This is a genomic window from Streptomyces sp. 3211.6, from assembly GCF_003634815.1.
Lineage (GTDB): Bacteria > Actinomycetota > Actinomycetes > Streptomycetales > Streptomycetaceae > Streptomyces > Streptomyces katrae_A.
The window spans coordinates 3,837,070-3,860,849 of the sequence record NZ_RBXC01000001.1; the positions used below are offsets into that span (position 1 = coordinate 3,837,070).

The 23,780-nt window shown below is 73.0% G+C and carries 23 protein-coding genes and 1 pseudogene; 10 read left to right on the forward strand and 14 right to left on the reverse strand.

Annotated elements, in window-relative coordinates; translation table 11 throughout:
* Window positions 1-56: 56 nt before the first annotated feature.
* The 5 genes from BX286_RS17580 to BX286_RS17600 all read left to right on the forward strand — a co-directional run bounded on the left by BX286_RS17580 (window position 57) and on the right by BX286_RS17600 (window position 5,346).
* On the forward strand, window positions 57-1,379 hold the full coding sequence (locus tag BX286_RS17580; protein ID WP_261993453.1) for a sensor histidine kinase: 1,323 nt from the start codon (window positions 57-59) through the stop codon (window positions 1,377-1,379).
* Window positions 1,376-2,047 (forward strand): response regulator transcription factor, encoded by a 672-nt coding sequence (locus BX286_RS17585; RefSeq protein WP_079428258.1) that lies wholly within the window; start codon window positions 1,376-1,378, stop codon window positions 2,045-2,047. Before BX286_RS17580 ends, BX286_RS17585 begins: the two co-directional genes overlap by 4 nt.
* A gap of 87 nt (window positions 2,048-2,134) precedes the next feature.
* Entirely contained in the window at window positions 2,135-3,463 is a 1,329-nt protein-coding gene (locus BX286_RS17590) for a histidine kinase (protein ID WP_121015446.1), read from the forward strand.
* Window positions 3,460-4,119 (forward strand): response regulator transcription factor, encoded by a 660-nt coding sequence (locus BX286_RS17595; RefSeq protein ID WP_100863394.1) that lies wholly within the window; start codon window positions 3,460-3,462, stop codon window positions 4,117-4,119. The genes BX286_RS17590 and BX286_RS17595 overlap by 4 nt, the downstream gene beginning before the upstream one ends.
* 9 nt (window positions 4,120-4,128) lie before the next feature.
* Window positions 4,129-5,346 (forward strand): cytochrome P450, encoded by a 1,218-nt coding sequence (locus BX286_RS17600; protein WP_121015448.1) that lies wholly within the window; start codon window positions 4,129-4,131, stop codon window positions 5,344-5,346.
* A 58-nt stretch (window positions 5,347-5,404) separates the two neighbouring features.
* Here the strand turns inward: BX286_RS17600 and BX286_RS17605 are convergent, their stop codons facing one another.
* Entirely contained in the window at window positions 5,405-6,235 is an 831-nt protein-coding gene (locus BX286_RS17605; RefSeq protein WP_079428266.1) for a diacylglycerol kinase, read from the reverse strand.
* Between the two features lie 184 nt (window positions 6,236-6,419).
* Between BX286_RS17605 and BX286_RS17610 the strand changes: the two genes are divergently transcribed.
* Entirely contained in the window at window positions 6,420-7,703 is a 1,284-nt protein-coding gene (locus BX286_RS17610) for an adenylosuccinate synthase (RefSeq protein WP_045945791.1), read from the forward strand.
* Between the two features lie 95 nt (window positions 7,704-7,798).
* On the opposite strand, the gene BX286_RS17615 is transcribed toward BX286_RS17610, so the two are convergent.
* Entirely contained in the window at window positions 7,799-8,869 is a 1,071-nt protein-coding gene (locus tag BX286_RS17615) for a serine hydrolase (RefSeq protein ID WP_121015449.1), read from the reverse strand.
* Between the two features lie 102 nt (window positions 8,870-8,971).
* Window positions 8,972-9,643, reverse strand: a complete 672-nt coding sequence (locus BX286_RS17620) for a DUF4097 family beta strand repeat-containing protein (RefSeq protein WP_121015451.1) — start codon at window positions 9,641-9,643, stop codon at window positions 8,972-8,974.
* Window positions 9,644-9,869: 226 nt separating this feature from the next.
* Between BX286_RS17620 and BX286_RS17625 the strand changes: the two genes are divergently transcribed.
* Window positions 9,870-10,631, forward strand: coding sequence for a helix-turn-helix domain-containing protein (locus BX286_RS17625; protein ID WP_121017676.1), 762 nt, complete (start codon window positions 9,870-9,872; stop codon window positions 10,629-10,631).
* 101 nt (window positions 10,632-10,732) lie between these two features.
* Window positions 10,733-11,239, forward strand: a complete 507-nt coding sequence (locus BX286_RS17630) for a carboxymuconolactone decarboxylase family protein (protein ID WP_107438274.1) — start codon at window positions 10,733-10,735, stop codon at window positions 11,237-11,239.
* A 327-nt stretch (window positions 11,240-11,566) separates the two neighbouring features.
* On the opposite strand, the gene BX286_RS17635 is transcribed toward BX286_RS17630, so the two are convergent.
* The 3 genes from BX286_RS17635 to BX286_RS17645 all read right to left on the reverse strand — a co-directional run bounded on the left by BX286_RS17635 (window position 11,567) and on the right by BX286_RS17645 (window position 13,109).
* Window positions 11,567-11,929: a hypothetical protein gene (locus BX286_RS17635; RefSeq protein ID WP_261993454.1), complete on the reverse strand. Its 363-nt coding sequence runs from the start codon at window positions 11,927-11,929 to the stop codon at window positions 11,567-11,569.
* 80 nt (window positions 11,930-12,009) lie between these two features.
* Complete coding sequence (locus BX286_RS17640; protein ID WP_079428272.1) at window positions 12,010-12,255, reverse strand: DUF397 domain-containing protein; 246 nt, start codon at window positions 12,253-12,255, stop codon at window positions 12,010-12,012.
* Window positions 12,252-13,109, reverse strand: a complete 858-nt coding sequence (locus BX286_RS17645) for a helix-turn-helix transcriptional regulator (RefSeq protein WP_261993455.1) — start codon at window positions 13,107-13,109, stop codon at window positions 12,252-12,254. Before BX286_RS17645 ends, BX286_RS17640 begins: the two co-directional genes overlap by 4 nt.
* Window positions 13,110-13,234: 125 nt before the next feature.
* On the opposite strand from BX286_RS17645, the gene BX286_RS17650 reads away from it, so the two are divergent.
* Window positions 13,235-13,711, forward strand: a complete 477-nt coding sequence (locus BX286_RS17650; protein WP_237292926.1) for a hypothetical protein — start codon at window positions 13,235-13,237, stop codon at window positions 13,709-13,711.
* Here BX286_RS17650 and BX286_RS17655 read toward each other — a convergent pair.
* The 5 genes and pseudogenes from BX286_RS17655 to BX286_RS17675 form a co-directional block, all read right to left on the reverse strand.
* Complete coding sequence (locus tag BX286_RS17655; RefSeq protein ID WP_121015455.1) at window positions 13,636-14,511, reverse strand: alpha/beta hydrolase; 876 nt, start codon at window positions 14,509-14,511, stop codon at window positions 13,636-13,638. The two genes, BX286_RS17650 and BX286_RS17655, sit on opposite strands and share 76 nt — an antisense overlap.
* A gap of 171 nt (window positions 14,512-14,682) precedes the next feature.
* Window positions 14,683-15,885, reverse strand: a complete 1,203-nt coding sequence (gene kynU / locus BX286_RS17660; RefSeq protein WP_079428278.1) for a kynureninase — start codon at window positions 15,883-15,885, stop codon at window positions 14,683-14,685.
* Window positions 15,878-16,726 (reverse strand): tryptophan 2,3-dioxygenase family protein, encoded by an 849-nt coding sequence (locus tag BX286_RS17665; RefSeq protein WP_100863389.1) that lies wholly within the window; start codon window positions 16,724-16,726, stop codon window positions 15,878-15,880. Before BX286_RS17665 ends, kynU begins: the two co-directional genes overlap by 8 nt.
* Before the next feature lie 129 nt (window positions 16,727-16,855).
* On the reverse strand, window positions 16,856-17,269 hold the full coding sequence (locus BX286_RS17670) for a DUF3151 domain-containing protein (protein ID WP_079428282.1): 414 nt from the start codon (window positions 17,267-17,269) through the stop codon (window positions 16,856-16,858).
* A 247-nt stretch (window positions 17,270-17,516) separates the two neighbouring features.
* Window positions 17,517-18,584, reverse strand: a pseudogene (locus tag BX286_RS17675) (CE1758 family FMN-dependent luciferase-like monooxygenase); the annotation flags it as partial.
* 237 nt (window positions 18,585-18,821) lie between these two features.
* Between BX286_RS17675 and BX286_RS17680 the strand changes: the two are divergent.
* Window positions 18,822-20,099, forward strand: coding sequence for a transposase (locus BX286_RS17680; RefSeq protein WP_261993456.1), 1,278 nt, complete (start codon window positions 18,822-18,824; stop codon window positions 20,097-20,099).
* Here the strand turns inward: BX286_RS17680 and BX286_RS17685 are convergent.
* The 3 genes from BX286_RS17685 to BX286_RS17695 all read right to left on the reverse strand — a co-directional run bounded on the left by BX286_RS17685 (window position 20,072) and on the right by BX286_RS17695 (window position 23,719).
* The gene (locus BX286_RS17685; RefSeq protein ID WP_121015459.1) at window positions 20,072-22,027 is read right to left on the reverse strand and encodes a helix-turn-helix domain-containing protein; all 1,956 of its coding nucleotides are present in this window, start codon (window positions 22,025-22,027) and stop codon (window positions 20,072-20,074) included. The two genes, BX286_RS17680 and BX286_RS17685, sit on opposite strands and share 28 nt — an antisense overlap.
* Before the next feature lie 175 nt (window positions 22,028-22,202).
* Window positions 22,203-22,910, reverse strand: a complete 708-nt coding sequence (locus BX286_RS36615) for a BTAD domain-containing putative transcriptional regulator (RefSeq protein WP_159402097.1) — start codon at window positions 22,908-22,910, stop codon at window positions 22,203-22,205.
* Window positions 22,911-22,990: 80 nt separating this feature from the next.
* Window positions 22,991-23,719 carry a ScbR family autoregulator-binding transcription factor gene (locus BX286_RS17695; protein ID WP_261993457.1) on the reverse strand — a complete coding sequence of 243 codons (729 nt, stop codon included), beginning with the start codon at window positions 23,717-23,719 and terminating at the stop codon, window positions 22,991-22,993.
* Between the last annotated feature and the right edge of the window lie 61 nt (window positions 23,720-23,780).

Consider the following 23,780-nt stretch of genomic DNA (forward strand, 5'->3'; position numbering starts at 1 on the left):
TTTCGGGTCGACCCGGGCCCGGCCTGCTCCCCAAGACACTGCCTACGCTGGGCGGCGTGAACGAGCAGAGCGAACCCCCGGCACCGGTGACCTCCCCCGAGCGGGACGGCCGCGCCCAGCACGGGGTGGCCGGGCAGTTGTTCACCCTCCGGCGGGACCCGCTGCCGCCCATGAAGCGGCCCCGGTGGCTGGCCCGGCTGCCGCACGGGCTCATCGTGTACGCGGCCGTCTTCTTCGGGTTCATGACGTCCCTTCAGCTCCAGGACCACTACGGCGTGCACGATCCGCGCATCGTCGTCCTCTCCTTGTTCACCGGCTTCTCGATCGTGGCCGCGATGTTCCGTCCGATCGCCGCCTGGTGGCTCGGGCTGGTGACGGCCGGGTTCATCGCCTCCACGATCCACGGCCACGTCGGACCGGGCCAGAGCTGGCCCTGGACGCCGATCGGGCCCTTCGCCTTCGCGCCGCTGGTCCTGCTCGTGGCCCTGCGCGTGCCACCGAAGGTCACGGCCGCGGTCATCGGGGTCTCCATCGCCGCCACCGGCGTGGCCGAGGGGGCGTTCAAGCCCGAGCACAGCCAGAGCAGCGCGATCGGCGCACTCCTCGTCTTCGGCTTCGCCGGGCTCCTCGGGTACGCCCTGCGCGCCACCCGGCTGGCCCGCAGCCAGCTCGTCGCACAAGAGACCTTGACCGAGGAGGAGCGGGCCCGGCGGACCCTGCTGGAGGAGCGCAGCCGCATCGCCCGCGAGCTGCACGACGTGGTCGCCCACCACATGTCGGTGATCTCCATCCAGGCGCAGGTCGCCCCGCACCTGGTGGAGAACCCTTCCGAGGAGCTCAGGGAGAACCTGGCGGGCATCCGCGAGAACGCCCTGGAGGCCCTGACGGAGCTGCGCCGGGTGCTGGGCGTGCTGCGGTCCGAGCAGCCCGGGGATCCGGCCGGCCCGCACCATCCGCAGCCCACCCTCGCCGAGCTGGACGGGCTCGTGGACAACGTGCGCGGCGCCGGGCTGGAGGTCACCCAGGAGGTGGCGGGGATCCGGCGGCCCCTGACCCCGGGCGTGGAGCTGACCGCGTACCGGATCGTGCAGGAGGCGCTCAGCAACTGCCTGCGGCACGCCCCCGGTTCCCGGGTGGAGGTCGGCATCGCCTACGGGCCGCGTGACCTGCACCTGTGCGTGGCGAACTCCGCTCCGACCCGGCCCGTGCCCCCCTCGCCGGGCGCCGGGCACGGGCTGCTCGGGATGCGGGAGCGGGCGGGCATGCTGGGGGGCGAACTGGCCGCCGGGCCACGCCCCGACGGCGGGTACGAGGTGAGCGCCGTCCTCCCCGTGGACCCGCCGGGCCGGTCCTCCCACGAGACGAAGAAGGACGCATGAGCACTCCGATCAGGGTGATGATCGCCGACGATCAGATGATGGTCCGGCAGGGCTTCACCGTTCTGCTCAACGCCCAGCCCGACATCGAGGTGGTCGGCCAGGCCGTCGACGGGTCGGACGCGGTGGCGAAGGCCGCCGAACTCGGGCCGGACGTGGTCCTGATGGACATCCGCATGCCCGGGATGGGTGGCATCGAGGCCACCTCGGTCATCACCGCCGTCCCGGACTGCGCGGTGAAGGTCCTCGTGCTGACCACCTTCGACCTGGACGAGTACGTGTACGAGGCGCTGCGCGCCGGTGCCTCCGGGTTCCTGCTGAAGGACGCCTCGGCCGATCAGCTGGCCGAGGCGGTACGGGTGGTGGCGGCCGGGGAGGCCCTGCTGTCGCCGAACATCACCAAGCGGCTGATCACCGAGTTCTCCCGGCTGGGTGCCCCGCGCGCGCCGTCGAAGGCGCGGCTGCGGGACCTGACGGAGCGGGAGACGGAGGTGCTGTCGCTGATCGCCCAGGGGCTGTCCAACGCGGAGATCGCGGAGCATCTGGTGCTGGCGGAGCAGACGGTGAAGACGCATGTGGGCCGGATCCTGGTGAAGCTGGGCCTGCGGGACCGCACGCAGGCGGCGGTGTTCGCGTACGAGACGGGTCTGATCCGTCCGACGGGCTACTGACGGGCCCGTGTAGTACCTGAGAGGGACCCCGGGAAATCCCCTTCAGCGGCGACGCGGACGAACCGGGCCCCGGCCTACGGTGAAGGCATGACCGAGACGACCACCGGGGCGACCCCCCGGCCTCCCGAACTGCGGCTGGCTTCGGGCTTGATCCAGAGCCTGCGTGACGACCTGCTCACCGATGCCTTCGCCTACCGGCCGCTCGCCCCGATGCGGACCGACGGGCGGCTGCCCCGGCTGCTGCCGCGGCGGATACGGCCGAAGGCCGCCTACCTGCCGCATGCGGCGGTGGCGGCGGTGGCGTTCTTCGTGTTCCTGCTGGGGAACACCGACAGCTTCGACGGGGTGCCGCCGGTCCAGGCCCTGGTGATCGGCGTGCTGGCGGCGGTTCCGGTGCTGATGACCCTGGTGCGGCCGGTGGGCGCGTTCTGGGCGGCCCTGGCCGTCACCGCGGTGCTGTCCGTGCTCCAGGACCGGATCATGGTCTGGCCGTGGTCGCCGGCCACCTTCGTCGGGCAGCTCGCGGTGATGGCGTTCGTGGCGATGCGGACCCGGCCCCGGGTGGCCGGATGGATGTGGGTCATCACCCTGGTGTTCGGGACGGCCCTGCCGGTCCTCGTGGGCTCCGCCGGTTCGGTGCAGCCGGCGCCGATGGTGGTCGCCTCGGCGGTGCTGCTGCTGGCGGTGACCGTGCGCAACACCCGGCGGGAGGCGAGGCAGGAGGTGACGGCGCAGCAGGAGGTGACGGCCGTCGAGCGGGACCGGCGGACCCTGCTGGAGGAGCGGACGACCATCGCGCGCGAGCTGCATGACGTGGTGGCGCACCACATGTCGGTGGTGGCGATCCAGGCGGAGGCGGCCCCGTACCGGGTGAAGAACCCGCCGCCGGAGCTGGAGGCGGCCTTCGCCACCATCCGGGAGAACGCGGTGGCGGCGCTGACGGAGCTGCGCCGGGTGCTGGGTGTGGTCCGGTCCGCGGACTACGAGGCCCCCCAGGCCCCGCAGCCGACGCTCGCCGCGCTGGACGGGCTGCTGGCCAATGTGCGGGAGGCCGGGCTGAGCGTGGACAAGACGGTCACGGGGGCGGTGCGCGAACTGCCGCAGGGCGTGGAGCTGTCGGCGTACCGGATCGTGCAGGAGGCGCTGAGCAACAGCCTGCGGCACGCGCCGGGGGCGTCGGCCGGGGTGGAGCTCTCGTACGTGCTGGGGGGCTTGGGGATACGGGTGGTCAACGGCCCGGCGGTCGGGGACGTCCGGCCCTCGCCGGGCGCCGGGCACGGGATCACGGGGATGCGGGAGCGGGTGGCCATGCTGGAGGGGGAGATGACGGCCGGGGAGAGCGCGGGCGGCGGGTACGAGGTGGCCGTGTTCCTTCCGGTGCGCAGCCGGCCGCAGCCGGAGGAGTCGCCGGTATGACGATCAGGGTGTTGATCGTCGACGACCAGATGATGGTCCGCGAGGGGTTCTCCGTCCTGCTGAACGCGATGGAGGGCATCGAGGTCGTCGGTGAGGCGGTCGACGGTCGGCAGGCGATCGCGCAGGTGGCGGCGCTGCGGCCGGACGTGGTGCTGATGGACATCCGGATGCCGGAGATGAACGGGCTGGAGGCGACCCGGCACATCGTGGCGGCCGACACGGACGCGAAGGTGCTGGTCCTGACGACCTTCGACCTCGACGAGTACGTGTACCAGGCGCTGCGGGCGGGGGCTTCGGGGTTCCTGCTGAAGGACGCGTCCGCGCGGCAGCTGGCGGAGGGGGTGCGGGTGGTGGCGGCCGGGGAGGCGCTGCTGGCCCCTTCGGTGACGAAGCGGCTGATCCTGGAGTTCTCGAAGCTGTCGGAGGTCGCGCGGTCCCCGGATCCGGCGGGGGTGGGGGAGTTGACGGAGCGGGAGACGGAGGTGCTGGTGCTGATCGCCCAGGGGCTGTCCAACGCGGAGATAGCCGACCGGCTGCTGGTCGCGGAGTCCACGATCAAGACGCATGTGAGCCGCGTCCTGGTGAAGCTGGGGCTGCGGGACCGTACGCAGGCGGCGGTGTACGCCTACGAGACACGGCTGGTGACACCGGCTTAGGCTGCGGGGATGGGCTTTGATCCGTGGGACGCCGGCTTCGTCGCCGATCCGTACCCCGCCTACCGGGAGTTGCGGGAACGGGGGCGGGCCGAGTGGTCGCAGGCGACCGGGCAGTGGCTGGTGTCGCACTACGCCGATGTGAGCGCGCTGCTGCGGGACCGCAGGCTGGGGCGGACCTACCTGCACCGGTTCAGCCACGAGGAGTTCGGGCGCGAGGCCCCGCCCCCGGAGCACGAGCCCTTCCACGTGCTCAACGGCAACGGGCTGCTGGATCTGGAGGATCCCGCGCACGGGCGGGTGCGCCGGCTGGTGTCGAAGGCGTTCACCCCGCGCACGGTCGAGCGGCTCGCGCCCGCCGTGGAGCGGCTGGCGCGGGAGCTGGTGGCCGGGCTGCTGGCCGAGGGCGGCGGGGACCTGCTGACGGCCGTCGCCGAGCCGCTGCCGGTGGCGGTGATCGCGGAGCTGCTGGGGATCCCGGAGGCGGACCGGGGGCTGCTGCGGCCTTGGTCGGCGGACATCTGCGGGATGTTCGAGCTCCGGCCGGACGCGGAGACCGCGCGGCGGGCGGTGACGGCCAGTGTGGAGTTCAGCGCCTATCTGCGGGAGCTGATCGCCGAGCGGCGCCGGCGGCCCGGCCCGGATTTGATCTCCGCGCTGATCGCCGCCCACGATGAGGGGGGCCGGCTCAGCGAGCAGGAGATGATCTCCACCTGTGTCCTCCTGCTGAACGCCGGGCACGAGGCGACGGTCAACACCACCGTCAACGGCTGGTGGGCCCTTTTCCGCAATCCCGCACAGCTCGCCGGGCTGCGCGCGCTCCCCGGATCCCCCGGTCCCGAAAAGTTGTCCACAGCTGTGGATGAACTCATGCGCTACGACACACCCCTACAAATGTTCGAGCGCTGGGTGCTCGACGACATCGAGGTGGGGGACACCGTGATCCCGCGCGGTGCCGAGGTCGCCCTGCTCTTCGGGTCCGCCAACCGGGACCCCGCGCGCTTCGAGGACCCGGACACGCTGGACCTCGCCCGGGCCGACAACCCGCACCTGACGTTCGGCGCCGGCATCCACTACTGCCTGGGCGCCCCGCTGGCCCGCCTGGAGCTGGTCTCCTCGTTCGGCGCGCTGCTGGACGAGAAGGTCCCGCCGATGCGGCTCGTCCGGGAGCCGCAGTGGCAGGAGGGCTACGTCATCCGGGGCCTGCGGGAGCTGCCGGTCGAGTTCTGAGCGGCGGCTCCCGGGGCGGGCCGCCCTCGGGCGGCGCGGGCTCAGGGGCGGCGCGGCCTCAGGGGCGGGGCAGCGTCAGGGACCAGGCCGACGGGTGGCGGGTCCAGGTGCGGCGGCGGGTCGGGGCGCCGGGCTGGGCGTGGTCGGCGCGGTAGTGGAACGCCGCAGCGGGGCCCGTCACGGACACCGTCACCGCCTCCCCGTGCCCCGTCAGCGGCGCCCCGCCCCGGACCCGGACCACCACCCGGGCCGGCCCCCCGTCCTCCCGGGTCCGTACCGCGACGTCCTCCACCGGCCGGTCCTCGCCCACCAGCACCACCCCGTCCACCTCCACCCGCAGCGACTGCACCGGCCGCCCCGCCCCGGGCGCCGCCGCCGGAGCCGGCAGCAGCGTCCGCAGCAACGACCGGTACCCCCCGGCCCGCCGCGCGGCCTGCGCCGGGGGCGGGCCGGTGATCCGCAGACCGCCCAGCACCACCCCGCCGCAGTCGTCCACCAGCAGGTCCCGCGGCCGCGGGACCCCGTCCAGCGCGGCCCGCGCCGCGAACACCGCCGACAGCGGCACCCCCAGCGAACGCGCCAGCGCCAGCGACCCCGCCGGCCCCACCGGCACGAGGGAGACGGCGGCGTCCCCGGGTCCCGGCTCCCCGTGCAGCAGCCCCACGGCCCGCACCAGCGCCCGGTCGTCGCCGACCACCACCGGCCGCCGATGACCCCGGCGGGCGAGCGCCCGCGCAAATTCCTCCTGCGAATCCGGGAGGCAGATTTTCGCCGCAGCCCCCGCTGACAACACATCCTTCGCGATTCGCACGGACTCGCCGTCAAGACGGCGGGCGACCGGGTCGACGAGCACGAGCAGACCGCCTACCGGCGCGCCCGCATGGCTCATGGTGGGCTCTGGAGCCGACACCTCGGTCCTTCCTCGGGTAGCATCTTTGTGCAAGAGGCCCTTGCGCTATTGCGCCAGGGCCTTCGTCTATTCCGGGGCACCGGTCCGACGGCTCAGCCTGCGGTGTACATCGTCGTACGCCCCCTGACCTTGGACATGCCCCATCCGGAAGAGGTGTACGCCTGTGCCCGCTCTTGTGCTGCTCGGAGCTCAGTGGGGTGACGAGGGCAAGGGAAAGGCCACCGACCTGCTCGGTGGTTCCGTCGACTATGTGGTGCGCTACCAGGGCGGCAACAACGCCGGCCACACGGTGGTCGTAGGTGACCAGAAGTACGCGCTGCACCTCCTCCCCTCCGGCATCCTCTCCCCCGGATGCACGCCGGTCATCGGCAACGGTGTCGTCGTCGACCCGGCCGTCCTGCTCTCCGAGCTGCGCGGCCTGAACGAGCGCGGCATCGACACCTCCAAGCTGCTCATCAGCGGCAACGCGCACCTCATCACGCCGTACAACGTCACCCTCGACAAGGTCGGCGAGCGCTTCCTCGGCAAGCGCAAGATCGGTACGACCGGCCGCGGCATCGGCCCGACCTACGCGGACAAGATCAACCGCGTCGGCATCCGCGTCCAGGACCTGTACGACGAGTCGATCCTCAGCCAGAAGGTCGAGGCGGCACTGGAGAACAAGAACCAGCTGCTCGCCAAGCTCTACAACCGCCGCGCCATCGAGGTCGACGCGATCGTCGAGGAGATGCTCCAGTACGCGGAGCAGATCAAGCCGTACGTCGCCGACACCACCCTGATCCTCAACAACGCGCTGGACGAGGACAAGGTCGTGCTCTTCGAGGGCGGCCAGGGCACCCTGCTCGACGTCGACCACGGCACGTACCCCTTCGTCACCTCCTCGAACCCGACCGCCGGCGGCGCCTGCACCGGCACCGGCGTGGGCCCGACGAAGATCAGCCGCGTCATCGGCATCCTCAAGGCCTACACCACGCGCGTCGGCGCCGGTCCGTTCCCGACCGAGCTGTTCGACGAGGACGGCGAGGCGCTGCGCCGCATCGGCGGCGAGCGCGGCGTGACCACCGGCCGCGACCGCCGCTGCGGCTGGTTCGACGCCCCGATCGCCCGCTACGCCACCCGCGTCAACGGCCTGACGGACTTCTTCCTCACCAAGCTCGACGTGCTGACCGGCTGGGAGGAGATCCCGGTCTGCGTCGCGTACGAGATCGACGGCAAGCGCGTCGAGGAGCTGCCCTACTCGCAGACCGACTTCCACCACGCGAAGCCGATCTACGAAACCCTGCCGGGCTGGTCCGAGGACATCACCAAGGCCAAGACCTTCGCCGACCTGCCGAAGAACGCGCAGAACTACGTGAAGGCGCTGGAGGAGATGTCGGGCGCCCCGATCTCCGCGATCGGCGTCGGCCCCGGCCGCACCGAGACGATCGAGATCAACTCGTTCCTGTAAGCAGGACGGCGGTACGGCATACGGCGGTACGGCGCTGAGGGGCGGGGCACGCGATGCGTGCCCCGCCCCTCCGTCGTACCCCGGCCCCTCCCTGATCAGAACACCTCGGCGACGAGCCGCTTCTGGGCCTCCCCGAACAGCTCCCCCACCCGCATCATGTCGAGCCGGGCGTCCCCGCAGGTCAGCGAGGCGGTGAAGGTGGTGGCGCCGTCGGGCGAGCTGAACATCAGCGCGCCCCAGCCCCACATGCCGCCGTTGTGGGTGTAGACGGTGCGGCCGTCCTCCGTCTGCTGCACGAACAGCCCGAGGCCGTAGCCCAGCTTGGGGTGCGGCGTGCGCATGTCCTCCAGCAGTCCGGCCGGGAGGATCCGGCCGCCCATGAGGGCGGAGAAGAAGACGTGCAGGTCGCGGGTGGTCGAGATCATGTCACCGGCGGCGGAGATCCAGGAGGGGTTCGAGCGGGTGACGTCGAGCGTCTTCCACTCCTCCCCGTCCTGGTAGGTGTACATCGCGTGGGCGTGCGGCTCGGGGATCTCCGGCGAGTCCTCCGGCGCCACGGTGCCCGTCAGGCCCAGCGGGGTGAGGATCCGGCGCCGCATCTCCTCGGCGTACGGGCGGCCGGTGACCTTCTCGACCAGCAGGCGGAGCAGGACGTAGTTGGTGTTGGAGTAGCTCCAGTCCGCCCCCGGCTCGAACCGCGCGGGCTTGGACAGGGCCAGCCGGACCAGTTCCTCGGGCCGGTAGGTGCGCAGCAGGTTGTCCACCCATTCCCGGCCTTCCCAGGCAATGCCCGGGGCGGTCGTCCCGTCCTCGTAGTACTCGCCGGTGAAGTTGAACAGCCCGCTGGTGTGCTGGAGGACCATCCGCAGGGTGATCCGCGGGTCCAGGCCGTACTCCGGGAGGTGGTCGGCGACCGGGCCGTCGAGCTCCAGCCGGCCGTCGGCCACCAGGAGGAGCACGAGGGTCGCGGTGAAGACCTTGGTGTTGCTGCCGATCCGGAAGTGCCCGTCGGCCGGCGGCGCGGCGCTCCGGCCCGGCTCGGCCACCCCGGCGGTGCCGACCCACTCTCCGCGCGGGTCGTTCACCCGCAGCTGCATCCCGGCCCAGCCGGAGTCGACGATGTCCTGGATGGCCTGCTGGAGCTCGGGGCGGTGGTCGTCGGTCATGGTGGTGCGCTCCTTGGGTGTGGTGGGGAGGTGGTGAGGCGGGGCGGGAGGTGCGGTCGCGGAGGCTTCTTCTGCCGCCGTCCATGCGGGGGGGGAGGCCGGTCAGATGCTGCGGGCGGTGATGTCGCCGTAGGAGGTGGTCGCGCGGATGGTGAGGGCGGCCGCGGGGCCGTCGGTGTTGTTCAGGGCGTTGTGGATGCGGCCGTAGCCGGTTCCGGCGTCGAGGGTGGCGCTGACCCCGCGGGCGGCGCCGACCGTGATGGCGCCGTGCTGGGTGGTGAGGGTGAGCTCGCCCTTGGCGGCCTCGGCGATGGTGATGTCGCCCTTCTGGGTGCCGATCTCCGCGGGCCCGTTCAGCCGGCCCAGTACGACGTCACCGGCCTGGACGGTCACCCGCGCGGAGGCGGCCTCCTCGACCTTGACCTCCGCCTGCGCGCCCTCCAGGACGACCTCGCCGAGCGGCCCGGCGGTGCGGAACTCGGCGGCGGCCACGGTCGCGGTGACGTGGGAGCCGGCGGGCAGCTGCACGGTCACCTCCACGTGGCCGGAGTTGCCCATGATCCGGCTGCCGCCGGGTGCGGCGGCGATCCGCAGGACCCCGTCGCGGAACTCGACCGTGGTCTCCTCGGCCGCCTTTACGTCCCGGCTCCGGGACGCGTCGGCCGGGCGGACCTCGACGGTGGCGTCGGAGCGGTCGGCGGCGACGAGCCGGATGCGTCCGGCGGGGATGTCGAGGACGGTCGAGACGGCGGCGGTGGTGGCGAAGGTCTGCATTGTGGTCTCCTGCGCTCGGCGTTGTTTCTGACAGGAGAAACGCTAAGTTGCGTTTGTTGGAGTGGCAACACTGTCGTTGCGTCGGATTCTCATTTTCGCAGGTCACACCACTGAAATCGTTGCATCGGCTTGAAATCTAACGCAACGAAACCTGGCCGATCATTGCAATGGACTGCAACTGAACGCTATGCTGGCCGCCTCACCGCGCACCACCGAGGAGGACGCAATGCCGGGAGGCAGACTCACCCAGGCCGAACGCCAGCACATCGCGCTGGGACTGGCCGACGGACTCGCCTACGCCGAGATCGCCAGACGGCTCGACCGTCCGACCTCCACGGTCACCCGCGAGGTCATGCGCAACGGCGGCCCCGCCTCCTACCGCGCCGACCTGGCCCACCGCGCCACCGAACACCGCGCCCACCGCCGCAAGCAGGCCGCGCCCCGGGGCCCGGAGGCCCCACCGCTGGCCCACGGACGCGACCCCGAGGCGGTGGCCGCGTACGAGGAGACCTTCACGACGGTCCTGATCGCGACGGGCACGCCCAAGATGATGGCCCGGGTGATGACCTGCCTGTACACCAGCGACTCCGGCAGCCTCACCGCGGCGGAACTCGTCCAGCGGCTCCAGGTCAGCCCGGCGTCGATCTCCAAGGCGATCGCCTTCCTGGAGACCCAGGGCCTCGTCCGCCGGGAACGCGACGAACGCCGCCGCGAGCGGTACGTCGCCGACAACGACGTCTGGTACCAGTCGATGATCGCCAGCGCCAAGGGCACCGCCCACCTCGCCGAGACCGCACGTCAGGGCGTGGGCGTCTTCGGCTCCCAGACCCCGGCGGGCGTCCGCCTGGAGAACATCGCCCGGTTCGTCGACTTCGTCTCCGAGAGCATCGCCCGAGCGGCGGAACAGGCCCGCGAGATCCTCCACACGAAGCCGGAGGCGGGTGCGGAGGCGGAGACGGAGACGGAGGATCCGGACGGGACGGCCTGAGGTTCCTCCCGCCGGGCTGTCACATCACGGCCCGCCCGCACGTCAGTGGGGTGAGGGCCGACGCACACGGCGACGGCCACCACCCGAGGAGACGGGCAGCCATGACGGACAACCCGACCACCGCGACCACCTCGATCTCCCGCATGCCGAACCCGGGCGAGTTCGTGCCGGAACTGGCCGACATCGGCGCCGCCCTCTTCCGCGCCACCGGCAACCGGTCGGTCCCCCGCAGCACGATGAGCCTCGTGCACCTGCGTGCGGGGCAGATCGTCAACAACACCTACCTGACCATCCTGAACACGGGTTTCCTGCGGAAGGCCGGGGTGTCCGAGGAACAGATCACCTCGGTCGCCTCGTGGCAGGACTCCCCGTACTTCAGCCCGGCGGAACGCGCCGCCCTCGCCCTGGTCGAGGCCACCCTCCAGCCGCCGGCACCGGGCAAGGAGCGCGTCTCGGACGAGCTGTACGCGGAGGTGGCGAAGCACTACGACGAGAAGGCGCTGGCCACCCTGACGATCGCGATCGGCCAGATCAACTTCTTCATCGCCCTGGCCGTCATCGGCAAGCCGCAGCCGGTGGAAACGCTGGCCGCGCAGCAGTGGGGCTGAGGGGCGGGGGCCGCCATCTCCCCCTCGAGGGGTAGGGGCCGGGCGGTGTTTGCCCACCCGCCTCACGGCGGGATCCGAGCGGGACGGAACGGGACAACGGCCCGGTACCGGGGATGACCGGGGTTCCAGCTGGGCGGTCTCAGAGAGGGGTTGGGGCTTTCCCGTCAGTCTCATCGTCCTTCCGCGTCGGGCCACCCTGTCAAGGGTCGCCGCAGGCGATCGCGAAGCGACGCGACGAAGGAGCGCCCTTGACAGGGCGGCCCGGACCGGAAGGACAGTGGGACTGACGGGAAGCCCCCAGCCCCTCTCTGAGACCGCCCGAGTGGGTCAGACCAGGTCGTCCCGTCCGAGCCAGCTGGGGCGCTCGGGGATGTCGGCCTCCCTTGGCGCGGCCCGTGGTTGTGGGGGCCTGGGCGGGCGGGGCCTCCGGGGCTTCCGCTGCTCCACGGGCTTCGGCTTCGGCTCCGGCTCCGGCTCCGGCGGTGGGGGTGGCAGGGCGCTGTCCTCGAGTAGCTCGGCGAGTTTGAACCGGTAGTGCCACGCGCGTGCGAAGCGGCCCTCCATGAGCAGCATGAAACCGTCGCCGTCGCCGTAGAGCCGCCGTCGGTTCACCTTGGTGAAGAGCGCGGGGTCGAACGCGTCCGCCCGTGCGCGGAGGGCGGTCAGGGCCTCTTCCCTGGTCCCGTCCACGTGTCCCAGGACAGTGACCGACCAGGCCAACCCGTGGCCTTTGGGGATGTTCTGCTCCATGAGGAGCGCCCAGGTCGTCACTACGCCCGTCCGGCCGCCCAGTTGGCGAAGTCGGCCCAGGCCGTGGGTGCCAGGGTGAGGGTGGGGCCGAGGTTCTTGGAGTCCCGGACGTGGATGGCATGGGGGCACCCCGCCACCTCGACGCAGTTACCGCCGCCGCCGTCGCTGTAGCTCGACTTGCGCCAGTCGAAGGCCACTTCGACGCAGTTGCCGCCACCACTGTCGCTGTAGCTCGACTTGAACCACCGCAGGGTGCTGGTGTTCATTTCCGTTCTCCCGCCAACTGCTTGATGAGCCCCAGGGATTCGTCAGGGCTGAGCGCCTGTGCGCGGATCTTCGCATACCGCTGGATCAGCCGAGAGACCTTGGCCGGGTTGCTGATCAGGATGCTCTCGTCCTCGATCTCCATGTAGACCACGTGTTCGTGGTCCTTCGTCTCGACCAGTTTCATCGGGCCACGGTCCCCGGCGTAAGTCCCCTTGAGGCCCCGGTCGAGGGGCAGGACCTGGACCGTTACGTTGTGGCGCTGGGCGTCATCCGCCAACGAGTGCAGCTGCTGTCGCATGATGTCCCAGCTGCCGAAGGGGCGACGCAACACCGACTCCTCCACGATCAGTTCGATCATCGCCGTCGGGTCACGGTCGAACAGCGCCCTGCGGGCGAGCCGAGCATCCACCAGTTCATGCACCTTGGCCGGGGAGACCTGTGGATAGCTACCGGCGATGAGCGCATGCGCATACGCCTCGGTCTGGAACAGGCCGTCCAGAACCATCGTCTCGTAGGACGAGATCATGTGCGCCGACGCCTCCATCTGCGAGAACCCCCGGAACCGCACCGGGTACTTCTCCATCAGCACGTACTTGCGCCCCGCCTCGAAGATGCCCCTGTTGTCGCCGATGGCCCCCTCCAGGCGTTCCAGCATCTTGTCGCTGACCGGCTGGGCGCCCGTCTCCATGGCGCTGATCGCCGACCCCGTGTAGTTGGTGAGCCGCCCCACGGCCTCCTGGGTCAGGCCCTTCTCCAGGCGCAGGATTCGGGCGATCTCGGCCATCAGCTGTGTCGCCGGGCGTTCCTCCTCCGCGTCCGGTCCCCCGCCCCTGCCGCCTTCCGGCTTCGGCATAGCGAACACCCCCGAACTCAAACGAACTCAAACGGTCTCAAGCGCAGTTCGACGCAATCCCATGACTCTCAGGCCTTCAAGTCCGGGCTATGGAAACGGTAGACCTGAGCCATCACGCTTGTTCCATGAACACTGAAAGTGACAGCCCCCTCACGCCCACCCCCACCTGGCTCCCGCCCGCCGGCATCGCGTTCCGCAAGGCCGGCGTGCAGTTTGACGCCCTACGCGTGGACGGTGACATGGGACGGGACCTCGCCGATCTGCTCGTGACGCTCACGGGCGGTGACCCCGGCCCCATCGTCGTGCAGGCCAACGGGCGCCGGCCCGTCTACTTCCTGATCCCCGTCGGCAGCGCCCAGTACCGCATGTGGCCCCCCGGGTTCCGGCGGCTCACGGCCGGGCCGCGCCGGACCACGTACATCCCCGTGCCCGCGCTCGACGGGGCCTGGCCGCTGGCCTGGCGGTGTCCGCCGAGGGCCGAGGACCGGTTCGTGCACGCGCTGCTGCTGCACCGTGCCGCCGGGCTCTACCAGGCCAGCTGCGAGATCTCCTCCGCCACCACCGCGCAGGCGTCCGCCGCCGGGTCGATCAGCGGGAAGTGACCGACCCCCTCGACCAGGGTCAGGCCCACGATCTCGCCCGCCTTCGCCGCCGCGGCCGCGTACGACTCCGCCACCGCCGGCGGGACCACGATGTCCTCGCGGCCCTGGACCACCGTCGTCGCGATGCCCGTCGGCAGGAGCGAGGCGGGGTCCGCCGACGGGCGGCGGGCGTCCCAGTGGGCCGGGCCGCCCAGCAGCTGGGCCGAGGCCCCGCCGCACACGCCGAGCTTCTCCGCGACCTCGAAGTCCGCGATGGGGGCCAGCGCCACCACGCCGCGCAGCTGCGGCGGGGAAGGCAGCCGCCACGGGGAGCCGGGCGGCAGGACGTGCCGGGCGGCGGCCCACAGGGCCAGCTGCCCGCCCGCGGAGTGGCCCGTGACCACCGTCCTGCGCGGGTCGGCGGCCGGGAGGGCGGACGCGAGGAGGCCGGGCAGGGCGTCCATGGCGGCGGCGACGTCGTCGAAGGTCTCCGGCCAGCGGCCCGCGACCGGGCCCTCGGAACCCTGGTGGGGCAGGGAACTCCCGCGCCGGTACTCGACGTTGGCCACGGCGAAGCCGCGCCGGGCGAGGAAGTCGGCGAACGGGGTGATGTGCTCGCGGTCGTACGGGGCGCGCCAGGCGCCCCCGTGCAGGACGACGACGAGCGGTGCCGTGCCCGCGCAGTCCCCGCGCGGGGCGTAGAAGTCGATGACCTGGTCGGGGTGTTCCCCGTACGCGGCGCTCGCGTCCGGCGCGACCGGGGGGTGCGCGAAGGCCGCGGCGGCCTCGGCGGCGTCCCGTTCGACTGCGGGGTCCGTCATCGGCTCGGCCTCTCGGTAACGCGTGTGACAGCGGGGACAGATGTTCCGGTGTTCCGGCAGAGCGGGACCGTATCAGGCTGCCACGTGCCCCTAGCCGTCGGGACGAGTCCGCACGGAGGCGGGCGGAGCCGCAGCCCCGCCCGCCCGGTGGTGTGACGTTTCGCTACCGCGTCACCCGAAAATGTGACCCAGCGTGCGCGCCGCGCGCTCGGCGTCGGCGAAACCGACGTAGAGCGGGGTGAAGCCGAAGCGCAGCACGTCGGGGGCGCGGAAGTCGCCCACGATGCCGCGGGAGATGAGCTCCGCCATCACCTCGCGGGCGCCGTCGGTGCGCAGGGAGACCTGGCTGCCGCGGTGGGCGTGCTCCTGCGGGGTGACCACCTCGACCGTGCCCGGCGGGACGTACGCCGCCACGCAGTCGAGGAAGAAGTCGGTCAGCGCGAGGGACTTGGCGCGGACGGCCTCGACGTCCACGTCCTCCCAGGCGTCCAGGGCCGACTCCAGGGCCAGCATGGACAGGATGTCCGGGGTCCCGACGCGGGCCCGGGCCGCACCCTGGGCGGGCGTGTACTGCGGGGTCATCGCGAAGGGCTCGGCGTGGCTGTTCCAGCCGGGGAGCGGGGAGTCGAAGGCGCCCTGGTGGCGCTGGGCCACGTACAGGTACGCCGGGGAGCCGGGGCCGCCGTTGAGGTACTTGTACGTGCAGCCGACCGCGAGGTCGACGGCGTGCGCGTCGAGGCCGACGGGGAGGGCGCCGGCGCTGTGGCAGAGGTCCCAGACGATCAGCGCGCCCGCGGCGTGCGCGGCCCCGGTGAGGGCGGGCAGGTCGTGGAGCCGGCCGGTGCGGTAGTCGACGTGGTTGAGGAGGACCACGGCCGTGCGCTCGTCCATCGCGCCCGCCGCGTCGGAGGGGTCGACCGGGACGAGGTCCAGGCCGGTCATCCGGGCGGCGGAGGCGGCGATGTAGCCGTCGGTGGGGAAGGTGGTGGCGTCGACCAGCATCGTGGTGCGGCCGGGCGCGGCCAGGCGGGCGGCGCCGACCAGGGCCTTGAAGAGGTTGACGCTGGTGGAGTCGCCGACGGTGACCTGGCCGGGGGCGGCGCCGACGAGGGGGGCGATGCGGTCGCCGATCCGCTCGGGGGCGGTCCACCAGCCGCTCTCGTCCCAGGAGCGGATCAGCAGCTCGCCCCACTGGCGGCCGACCACGTCGGCCACCGCGCCGGGGACGCCCGCGGGGAGGGCGCCGAGGGAGTTGCCGTCGAGGTAGACCACGCCCTCGGGGAGGGTGAAGCGCTCGCGGTGCTTGCCGAGGGGGTCCTCGGCGTCGAGGCGGGCGGCGCGGGCCTGGAGGTCGTTGAGCATCGCGTCAGACATGGCTGCGGGCCGTCCAGAGCTCGGGGAAGACGTTCTTGGAGGCGCGCTTCTCCAGCCAGGTCACCCCTGCGGAGCCGCCCGTGCCGGTCTTGGCGCCCATCGCGCGGCGGGTGGCGACCAGGTGGTCGTTGCGCCAGCGCCAGACCAGTTCGGCCACGTCGGTGAGGATCTCGCCGAGGCGGTGCAGGTCGGCGTGGGCGCCGGTGGGGTCGGCGTAGAGGTCCGTCCAGACGGCCTCGACCGCGGCGGAGGGCTCGTAGCGCTGGGAGAGGTCCCGGTCGAGGACCGACTGCGGGACGGGCAGACCGCGGCGGGCGAGCAGGCGCAGGGTCTCGTCGTAGAGGCTCGGCTCGTGGAGGGCCTTCTCCAGCTCGGCGTGGACGCGGGGGGCGCCGCGGTGCGGGACCAGCATGGACGCGGACTTCTCGCCGAGGAGGAACTCCATCCGGCGGTACATCGCGGACTGGAAACCGGAACCCTCGCCAAGGGCCGCGCGGTAGGCGTTGAACTGCGCGGGGGTGAGGTGGGCGATCGGCCGCCAGGAGTGGTTGAGCGCTTCCAGTTCCCGGAGGGATCGTTTCAGCGCGTCCGTCGCGACCGGGATGTCGTCCTCGCGCAGGGCGCGGGCGGCGGTCTCCCACTCGTGGACGATGACGGTGAACCACAGCTCCATGACCTGGGTGGTGACCAGGAAGACCATCTCGCCGGGGTCGTCCGAGCGGGGGTGCTGGAGGTGGGTGAGGACGTCCGCCTGGACGTAGTCCTCGTACGGGGTGGTGCCGGCGAAGTCGAGGTTCGGGGTATCCGAACCGGCTCCGGAGGCATCAAGGGCGTGCGACATCGCTGTCTCCTCGACACGTGCTTCCGGGTAGCGGTCCGCTCCTTCCGATTGGGTGAGTGGAGCCCCGGTCCCCTGCATCGCATCATAAACAGGAGATCCGGGGCGCCTCTAGGGCACTCGGCCCGGCCGTTACGCGAGCGTGTCCGCCGCGGTCGGGGAGGAGTCGCGCAGGAAGGTCGAGCAGCGCTCGTACTCGTCCTTCTCGCCGATGGCGCCGGCGGCGCGGGCCAGGGCGTGCAGGGCGCGCAGGAAGCCGCGGTTCGGCTCGTGCTCCCACGGCACCGGGCCGTGGCCCTTCCAGCCGGCGCGGCGCAGGGCGTCCAGGCCGCGGTGGTAGCCGGTGCGGGCGTACGCGTAGGACTCGACGGTCCGGCCGGCGGCGTAGGCCTCGTCGGCGAGGGCGGCCCAGGCGAGGGAGGAGGTCGGGTGGGCGGCGGCCACCTCGGCGGGGGCGGTGCCGGCGGCGAGGGCCTCGCGGGGCGCGGGCTCGTCGGGCAGGTGGGTGGGGGCAGGGCCCCCGAGCAGGTTCTGGTGAATCGACATGCGTTCAGTGTGTCGGATCGGTGTGTCCGATGCGGCCGGGCGGCCGGGCGGCCGCCCCGGTGAGCTGCTTCGGCGGTGCGGCCGGGGCGGGCTCGGCCGTCCGGGTGGCGCTGGCGGGGGCGGAGGGCGGTGGGGGGTCTGCCGCCGCCCGGACCGTCGACAGGTGGGCCGCCGCCCGGGGGTCCGCCGCCCGGTGGGCCGTCGACGGGTGGGCTGCCGCCCGGGGGTCCGTCGACGGGTGGGCTGCCGCCCCGGGCTCCGTCGCCGGGTGGCGGGGGGCCGGGGGGATCGTGGGCGGGCGGGTGGCGGCCAGTTCGCGGCGCAGGACCGGGACGATGTGCTCGCCCAGGATGTCGATCTGCTCCAGCGCGGTCTCCAGCGGGATCCCGGCGTGGTCCACGGTGAACAGCTGGCGCTGGTAGTGCCCGTAGACCTCCCGGAAACCGAGGATCTTCTCGATGGCCTCGTCGGGGCTGCCCACGGTCAGCGGGGTGCGTGCCGCCGCCTCCTCCAGGGACCAGTGCCGGGAGCGGGCCGGGGAGCGGTCGAAGTAGGGACGGAACCCGCTCAGCGCGTCCTGCGAGCGGGCCCGTACGAACAGCTGGCCGCCGAGGCCGACGATGGCCTGTTCGGGGGCGCCGTGGCCGTGCTCGGCGTAACGGGTGCGGTAGAGCTCGATCAGGCGGGCGTAGTGCCCGACGGGGGCGAGGAGGTTGTCGGCGAAGAACCCGTCGCCGTAGTACGCGGCCCGCTCGGCGGTCTCCGGGGAGCGCACCGAAGCGTGCCAGACGAAGGGCGGTACGCCGTCCAGCGGGCGGGGCGTGGAGGTGAAGCCGTCCAGGCGGGCGCGGGAGCGGCCCCGCCAGTCGACGTCGGTCTCGCGCCAGAGGCGGTGCAGCAGGGCGTAGTTCTCGCGGGCGAGGGCCAGGGCCTCGCGCAGGTCCTGGCCGAACCACGGGTAGACGTCGGGGGTGTTGCCGCGGCCGGCGATCAGGTCGAGCCGGCCGCCCGCCAGGTGCTGGAGCAGCGCGTACTCCTCGGCGACGCGCACCGGGTCGTTGGTGGTGATCAGGGTGGTGGCGGTGGAGAGGATCAGCCGCCGGGTGCGGGCGGCCACGTACGCGAGCAGGGTGGACGGCGCGGAGCACACGTAGGGCGGGCTGTGGTGCTCGCCGGTGGCGAAGACGTCGAGGCCGGCCTCCTCCGCGCGGACGGCGAGGGCGGTCATGGCCCGGATGCGTTCGTGCTCGGTCGGCATGCGGCCGGCCCGGGGGTCGGGCGCGAGCTCACCGACCGAGAAGATGCCGAACTGCACGCCGCTGCTCCCGCCTTCCCACGCCTCCCGTGCCGCCGTCGCGGGTCCCGACCGTGCCCGATCTGCGGTGATCCGGCCAGTTCCGGCCCGACAGTCCGTCAAGTCGCGGAGGTGGTGGGGATCCCACCACCTCCGGGGTGATCGCGGTGACCGGCACACCTCCCCCAACGGGGTGTCCTCGTCGGACGGTAGAGGGGCAGTGGACGCACGCCGAGGGGGCATGTCGTGGAAGCGGTCATGGGCAGCAGCAACACCGTCACGGGCACGGGGAGGAACACGGGGGCATCCGCGGGGGCGGGGGCCGGCGAGGGGAGCGGGCGGCCGGATCCGGCCCGGCAGGCGGCCGACGACCTGTGCGCCGCCGTCCTGTCCTCCCTGCGCCGCAAGGACCAGCGGGAGAAGGGCAGGCGGTACGTACAGGGGCTGCTCGCCCTCCCGGGACGCAAGTCGATGCGCGGGATCGCGGGGCAGGTCGGCGGCGGGGCGGCCGAGCAGAGCATGCACCACTTCATCTCCAGCTCCACCTGGGACTGGCAGCCGATCCGGGCCAACCTCTCCCGGTTCCTGGAGGCCGCGAGCCCGCTGACGGCGTGGGTGGCGCAGCCGATGGCCATCCCGAAGGGCGGGGAGCACTCGGTGGGCGTGGCCAACCGGTTCGACCCCCACCAGGGCCAGATGTTCCGGGGGCAGCAGGCGTTCGGGACCTGGTTCGCCTCGGCCGCGCTGGCGACGCCGGTGGGCTGGGAGATGTTCCTTCCGGAGACGGAGACGGACCCGGAGCAGGACCCCGAGCGGGGGCGGGAGCCGGGGCGGCCGAAGGGATACGCGGCGGAGCCGTCGGGGGAGCACGCCGCGCGGGCCGCTTACGAGGAGGCCGCGGCGGCCGCCGTGATCTCCACGGTGCGGCGCAGCGGGAGCCCGGTGCGGCCCGTGGTGCTGGACATCCGGCAGATCGGGACGCGCTCCACGATGAACCGTTTCGCGGAGGCGGGGCTGCCCGTCATCGCCCGGATCAGCCCGTCCACCCCCCTGCTCGTCACCGATCCGGCGCTGCCCGGGCACGGGGCGGGGGCCCGCTGCGCACGGGACGTCCTGCAGGCGGTGAAGGGGCTCAGCACGCCGGTGGAGTGGACCGACCCCGATCCGGCGGCCGGGCCCGGCCGGCACCGCAGCACCCTCGCGGTCGCGGTGCGGGTGATGATGCCCGACCCCTCGCCGGCCCGCCGCCGCCACCTGCTGCTGGTCGGGGAGTGGACGGACCCGCGGCGCGCCCCGTCACAGCTGTGGGTGACGGACCTGGTGCGGCTGCCGGTGGGCCCGCTGCTGCGGCTGACGAAGCAGGGCCGGCGGGTGGCGTTCGCCGCCGAGCACAGCGGTCAGGAGGCGGGGCTGCGCGACTTCGCGGGGCGGGCGCTGCCGGGCTGGCACCGGCACGTGACGCTGGCCTCGGTGGCACACGCCGCGCGGGCGCTGACGGCGACGGAGGGCTACGGGCTCTCGTACGGGGCCGCGTAGGGGGCGGCGCCCGAGCGGTTGGCGGCGGTGCGGCGGTCGTGCAGGACGGCACGGGTCTTGCGCAGCCGCAGCGCCATCTGGATCTCCAGCGCCCGGCCGGGCTTCTGCCAGTCGGGGCCGAGCAGTTCGGCGATGCGCTCCAGGCGGCGGGAGACGGTGTTGGGGTGGACGTGCAGGGCCTCGGCGGCGTGGGTGGGGCTGGCGCCGGAGGCGAAGTACGCCTCCAGGGTGCGGGTCAGCTCCGCCGGGCGGCCGGAGTCGTACTCCAGGACGGGGCCGATGGTGCCGGTGATGTACGCCTCCACGTCGTGGTCGGCGGACAGCAGCAGGCCGAGGAAGCCCAGTTCCCGCAGGGAGGCGGTGCCGCCGACCCCGTCGAGGGCGGTCAGCGCGTCGAGGCAGCGCACCGCCTCGGCGTAGGTACGGGCCACGTCGCCGGGGGCCGCGGTGGGACCGGCGGCGCCGGTGGACACCGCGTGGCCGAGCAGCGGCGACAGCTCGCCGGAGGCGCGGTGGGCCGCGGCCGAGGCGTCGGTGCCGGGCAGCACGAGGACGATGCAGCCCCGGCGGACGCCCTTGAGGCCGCCCATCCGGTAGGCGTACGAGGAGGCCCAGGCGACGGCCTTGCCCAGTTCGCCGCCCTCGGGGCGGGCGACGACCACCACGTGCGGGCGGTCGAGGTCGATGCCGAGCCGGCGGGTGCGTTCCAGCAGGTGCGGGTCGACGGAGTGCGGCCGGTCGAGGAGGTCGGCGAGGAGTTCGTCGTGGACGGGGCCCTCGGCGGCGGCGGTGCCCCGCTGGATGAGCATCAGGGAGGCCACGGACTGGGCGGCCAGCTGGAGCAGCCGTACGTCCTCGTCGGCGAGCGGGGCGGAGGGGCTGAGCAGGAGCACCCCGAGGTCCTCGGCTCCGGCGAGGACGGGGGCCAGCCACAGGCCGCCGGGCAGCCGGACGGGGCGCCGGAGGGTCAGCGCGTGGAGGGCCCCCTTGGTGACGGCCTCCTCGTCCAGGTCCGGCAGTTCCCCGGTGGCGGTCAGCGGCCGTCCGCCCGGGTCCCGTACCTGGAGGACGCCGTCCAGCGCGTCGGCGGTGGCCCGGGCGAGGGTGGGCAGGCCGGCGCCGTCCAGGACGAGTCCGGCGAGGCGGGCGTGGCACTCCCACAGGTGGCGGACGCGGGTGAGGGCGGTGTGGGTGCGGGAGCCGAAGGCCTCCAGCTCGGTGACCTGGTCGCGGGTCTGCTCCAGCAGGCGGGCCTTCTCGATGGCGACGGCGGCCAGGTCGGCGAGGGAGAGCATGATGCCGATCTCGTCCGGGCTGAACTGCCGTACGGCGCGGTCGGAGCCGTAGAGGGCGCCGAGGGTGGAGTCCCCGCGGCGCAGCGGGACGGCGATGATCGCGTGGAGGCCTTCGGCCTCGACGACGGCGTCGATGCCGGGGGCGTGCGCGATGGCGGGGTCGGCGAGGTAGTCCGCGGTCCACACCGGGGAGCGGCGGGCCTGGGCGATGCTGCCGAGGCCCCGGCCGGTGCCGAGTTCGAGTCCGACGTTGAAGGCGGTGGTCTCGCCCTCGGAGGTGCGTACGTACGCCGTGCCGTCGGGGCGGCTCAGGGACAGCCAGGCCATGTCGAAGCCGAGGAGGCGCCGGGCGCGTCGGGTGATCAGGCGGAGCAGGCCGTCGATGTCATAGGGGGAGGTCAGGTCGTGCGCGGTGTCGACGAGCGCGGTGAGGGCGGCTTCGCGCTGCCGGCTGCGGCTGGCGCGGGCCTGGACCGAGCGGGCCAGTTCCAGGGCGCGGATGAGCCCGTCGAGGGTGGCGTCGTCGGCGCCGGCCGCGCGGGCGTCGGTGAGGAGCGCCTCGTACCGGCCCGGCGGGGCGTCCTCCGCGAGCAGTTCCAGTACGGCCAGTGCGCCCGCCTCGTCCCCGCGCATCCTGCCGACCCCCTCCGACCAGCTGTTTTCCCCGCTTCCCGTCCCGAACCTAGGTTCCGGGCGGCGAAGGGTCAAGCAGGGGTCAAAGGCTGGCCGGGCGGTGGGCTCCTGCCTGGCGGTACGCGGGCTCCGGCCGGGGAGTCGCCTCCGGCCGGGCCGTGGGCTCCGCGCCCCGTCAGCGGCGTACCGCGCCCGCCAGGGTGAGGCCGGGGCCGGGGAGGGCGGCGCGCAGGGCGGCCACGCGGGTCTCGGCCCGGCGCAGGGCGGCGAGGTAGGTGCCGTCGTGGTGGCGGCCCTCGGCACCGCGCAGGCCCGCGAGTTCCAGGAGCAGTTCGCGGTGGTGACCGAGGGCGAGCTCGGCTTCGACCCACTGGCCGAGTACGGACAGCCGGTCGGCGTCGAGGGAGGCGGTGCGGCCGCGCAGCCAGGTCCCGGCGTCGATGCCGTCGAGTGCGGGGCCGGTCCACAGGTCGAGGGCGCGGCGCAGCCGGGAGGCGGCCTGGGCGAAGTCCCCCCGGCCCATGGCCCGGTAGCCGGCGCCGGCCTCGCGTTCGAACTCGCGGACGTCGCAGCGGCCGCCGCCGGTGTCGAGGAGGTATCCGCCGGGACGCGCGGCCAGGACGCTCTCGGGGGTACGCACCGAGCCGGCCCCCAGGGCCTCCGCGAACCGCTCGCGCAGCCGGCGTACGGCGGTGTGCAGGACGGCGCGCGAGTGTTCGGGCGAGGTGTGGCGGGTCAGCTCGTCGGCGAGCACGCAGACCGGGACGACCCGGTCGGGGCAGGCCGCGAGGGCCGCCAGGACGTGCCGGGACTCCGGTGTGGGGGCGGTGATGGGCACACCGTTCTCGGTGACCCGTGGTGCGCCGAGTACCTCAATGTCCACAGTGTTCTCCCTGGGCAGGCGAGCAAAAAAATAATACCCGGGGGGATCTTTTTGGGAAGGGGCGGGGCTGGTGGGGCAGTTCAGGCGGCGGGGTCGTCCTGGTCCCCGAACTCCCCGGCCGGGGCGACCCCTCCGGCGCAGCCGACCCGGCAGGTGTGCGCGCCCAGCGGCCCGTGGAGGGCCCGGGCTCCGCGCCCCGGGGCGGTGTCCAGGCGGATCGCCACGGCCGGGACCACCACGTTCGGCATCACGTGCGTGTAGAGCTCGGCGACCTGCGCGTCCAGGTCGAGGCCGAGGGTGTGGGACATGGTGTTCAGCCCCGCGTACGCGCCGACGATCAGCCGGGCGGGCACGACCGGTTCCACGCCGGGCAGCAGCTCCCCGCGGTCGCGGGCCTCGGAGAGCAGGCCGGTGCACAGCTCTATCCAGGTCTCGTAGGGCGTCGCCCGGTCGAGGTCGCGGCCCGTCTGGTCCAGCGTGAGCCGGGCGCTCGCCCGGATCAGCACCTCGTGCCGCATCCGGTGCGAGAAGACCATGCCGATGTCGATGAACTCCTGCGCCTTGTACGGCTGGGGCAGGGCCTGCGGCTGGCCCTGGTTCTGCGCGTCGATGACGGCCTGGGCCAGGCCTTCCTTCGACTCGAAGTGGAAGTAGAGGGCACCCTTGGTGACCTTGGCGATGTTGACGATGTCCGAGAGCTTGGCCGCGTCGTAGCCGTGCTCCTCGAACACCACGGCCGCCGCCTGCAGGATGGCGTGGCGGGTGCGCACCGCCCGGTCCTGCTTCACCTGGGGTCTCTCGGTCTTCATCGGTGGCGTCGCCTCTCCTGGCCCGCCGGCTTCACATTCCCACGGGTACGTTTTCCGGTAT

Bases quoted from the DNA above. Each gene is read 5' to 3' on its own strand.
- BX286_RS17585 (WP_079428258.1), top strand. From the start codon at position 1,376: ATGAGCACTCCGATCAGGGTGATGATCGCCGACGATCAGATGATGGTC.
- BX286_RS17590 (WP_121015446.1), top strand. From the start codon at position 2,135: ATGACCGAGACGACCACCGGGGCGACCCCCCGGCCTCCCGAACTGCGG.
- BX286_RS17595 (WP_100863394.1), top strand. From the start codon at position 3,460: ATGACGATCAGGGTGTTGATCGTCGACGACCAGATGATGGTCCGCGAG.
- BX286_RS17600 (WP_121015448.1), top strand. From the start codon at position 4,129: ATGGGCTTTGATCCGTGGGACGCCGGCTTCGTCGCCGATCCGTACCCC.
- BX286_RS17605 (WP_079428266.1), bottom strand. From the start codon at position 6,235: ATGAGCCATGCGGGCGCGCCGGTAGGCGGTCTGCTCGTGCTCGTCGAC.
- BX286_RS17615 (WP_121015449.1), bottom strand. From the start codon at position 8,869: ATGACCGACGACCACCGCCCCGAGCTCCAGCAGGCCATCCAGGACATC.
- BX286_RS17620 (WP_121015451.1), bottom strand. From the start codon at position 9,643: ATGCAGACCTTCGCCACCACCGCCGCCGTCTCGACCGTCCTCGACATC.
- BX286_RS17625 (WP_121017676.1), top strand. From the start codon at position 9,870: ATGCCGGGAGGCAGACTCACCCAGGCCGAACGCCAGCACATCGCGCTG.
- BX286_RS17630 (WP_107438274.1), top strand. From the start codon at position 10,733: ATGACGGACAACCCGACCACCGCGACCACCTCGATCTCCCGCATGCCG.
- BX286_RS17640 (WP_079428272.1), bottom strand. From the start codon at position 12,255: ATGAACACCAGCACCCTGCGGTGGTTCAAGTCGAGCTACAGCGACAGT.
- BX286_RS17645 (WP_261993455.1), bottom strand. From the start codon at position 13,109: ATGCCGAAGCCGGAAGGCGGCAGGGGCGGGGGACCGGACGCGGAGGAG.
- BX286_RS17650 (WP_237292926.1), top strand. From the start codon at position 13,235: ATGAACACTGAAAGTGACAGCCCCCTCACGCCCACCCCCACCTGGCTC.
- BX286_RS17655 (WP_121015455.1), bottom strand. From the start codon at position 14,511: ATGACGGACCCCGCAGTCGAACGGGACGCCGCCGAGGCCGCCGCGGCC.
- kynU (WP_079428278.1), bottom strand. From the start codon at position 15,885: ATGTCTGACGCGATGCTCAACGACCTCCAGGCCCGCGCCGCCCGCCTC.
- BX286_RS17665 (WP_100863389.1), bottom strand. From the start codon at position 16,726: ATGTCGCACGCCCTTGATGCCTCCGGAGCCGGTTCGGATACCCCGAAC.
- BX286_RS17670 (WP_079428282.1), bottom strand. From the start codon at position 17,269: ATGTCGATTCACCAGAACCTGCTCGGGGGCCCTGCCCCCACCCACCTG.
- BX286_RS17680 (WP_261993456.1), top strand. From the start codon at position 18,822: ATGGGCAGCAGCAACACCGTCACGGGCACGGGGAGGAACACGGGGGCA.
- BX286_RS17685 (WP_121015459.1), bottom strand. From the start codon at position 22,027: ATGCGCGGGGACGAGGCGGGCGCACTGGCCGTACTGGAACTGCTCGCG.
- BX286_RS17695 (WP_261993457.1), bottom strand. From the start codon at position 23,719: ATGAAGACCGAGAGACCCCAGGTGAAGCAGGACCGGGCGGTGCGCACC.